This is a genomic window from Candidatus Aquicultor secundus, assembly GCF_002791875.1.
Classification (GTDB): Bacteria; Actinomycetota; Aquicultoria; order Aquicultorales; family Aquicultoraceae; genus Aquicultor_A; species Aquicultor_A secundus.
The window spans coordinates 8,544-10,410 of record NZ_PFNG01000193.1; the positions used below are offsets into that span (position 1 = coordinate 8,544).

Annotated in this window: 2 protein-coding genes; one reads left to right on the plus strand and one right to left on the minus strand. The window is 50.9% G+C overall.

Features of this window, described 5'->3' with window-relative positions:
- The coding region (locus COY37_RS08105; protein ID WP_286977157.1) for an Hsp20/alpha crystallin family protein at positions 1–408 on the minus strand (408 nt) is incomplete at its 3' end.
- A gap of 212 nt (positions 409–620) precedes the next feature.
- On the opposite strand from COY37_RS08105, the gene COY37_RS08110 reads away from it, so the two are divergent.
- The gene (locus COY37_RS08110; protein ID WP_286677832.1) at positions 621–1,784 is read left to right on the plus strand and encodes a pyridoxal phosphate-dependent aminotransferase; all 1,164 of its coding nucleotides are present in this window, start codon (positions 621–623) and stop codon (positions 1,782–1,784) included.
- Positions 1,785–1,867 lie beyond the last annotated feature (83 nt).

The window sequence follows — 1,867 nt, forward strand, 5'->3', positions numbered from 1 at the left end:
GCCTTTTTTCTCCTCGGCGACCGGGAGATCGATGGTCAAAACACCGTCTTTGTAGGTCGCCTCGACATCCTCGGTCTTCACGGGCATCGGTAGCTCGATCACGCGCTCAAAGGAACCGTAGAACCTCTCCGACCTATAATAGTTTTCTTTCTTTGCCTCTTCGGTGTGTTTGCGTTCACCTTTAATTCTAAGCGTATTCTCGACAACCGAAACATCGATATCCTTTGGATCAACGTCTGGAAGATCCATCGTTACGATGAGCTTGTTCTCCTTCTGATAGATATCGGCAGAAGGCATCCACATCGCTTCCGCTTCGGGCTCAGGGCCGAAGGTCTTATGGAAGAGCCTGTTTAGGTCCTCTTGCATTCTCATGAGATCGCGCCACGGGTCGAATCTGCGCATTGCCATGTTTAACACCTCCTCTTCATTTTTACATATTGTATGTACCCGGCTCCATACATCTTTACCGGTATAAAATAAGTTATCGTGACGGGTCAAGGCGAGCAGCGATCGCGCCCGCTTTTGCTCTCTGCATTTACCCATCTCATGGCCATATCTGGTACAGTTGGTAGTACAGGGATACAATAATAAGGTAAAGATCAATTGGGTTAGGAGACCGCATGATTGCAAAACGTGCCCTCGATATGCCGCCTTTCATCGTTATGGAGATAAACGAGAAAGCACAAGAACTGGAGAGACAGGGCAAAAACGTTATCCATATGGAGATCGGGGAGCCCGATTTTACCACGCCGCAGGTTATAAAAAATGCGGGCTGCAGGGCAATAAAAGATGATAAGACGCGGTACACGCACAGCCTCGGCCTCCTGGAGCTTCGTGAGGCGATCGTAGAGCATTACCATGATAAGTACGGGGTTGCTCTCTCCCCTGAGCAGGTCATCGTGACCTCGGGCACATCGCCGGCCATGCTTTTGGTCTTTGCGGCGCTTTTAAACCCCGGCGAAAAGGTAATCCTCTCAAACCCGGGATATGCCTGTTACCCCAATTTTATACGATTCGCCGACGGCGAGCCCTCCTTTATCAATGTTCACGAAGAGGACGGCTTTCAGTACCGCCCTGAGGCGATCGAGTCCACGCTTGATGACATGACCAAAGCGATCTTAATAAACTCCCCTTCCAACCCGACCGGCACCATTCTTTCAGAGCCGGCAATGCGCAGGATCGCAGAGATAGTAGGAGAAAAGGAAGATGCGAGCGAGAAGCCTTATATCGTTTCCGATGAGATATATCACGGCCTTTCCTACGAGGGGAAAGAGCACTCCATCCTGGAATTTACGGACAGGGCGTTCGTGCTAAACGGCTTCTCGAAGCTTTATGCGATGACCGGCTGGCGCCTGGGATATGCGATCGCGCCCAAGGAGTTCATCCGTCCCATGCAAAAAGTGCAGCAAAACCTGTTTATTTCTGCGAACAGTTTCGTGCAGTGGGCCGGCATCACCGCGCTAAAAGAAACCGCCGGAGATATCGACCGGATGGTTCGCACCTATAATGAACGGCGAAAATTTCTTATCCCCCGTTTACGGGAAATCGGCTTTGGCATTGCCGTCGAGCCGACCGGCGCGTTTTACGTGCTTGCCAACGCAAAAAAATTCGGGGCGGATTCGTACAAACTCGCCCTCGATATCCTTAACAACGCCCTGGTAGCGGTAACTCCCGGAATCGACTTTGGCAGCAACGCCGAGGGATACCTGCGCTTCTCCTACGCCAACTCGCTTGAGAATATTGTTGAGGCTTGTGATAGACTCGCGAGATTTATACGCGAATAAAGGTGTTAGTGGTTCTACGTTATTCCGGTACGCACCAAGTGTCGCCGTACCTTCCCGCTTTTAAGAGCCTTTTCACCATGAAC

Bases quoted from the DNA above. Each gene is read 5' to 3' on its own strand.
- COY37_RS08110 (WP_286677832.1), top strand. From the start codon at position 621: ATGATTGCAAAACGTGCCCTCGATATGCCGCCTTTCATCGTTATGGAG.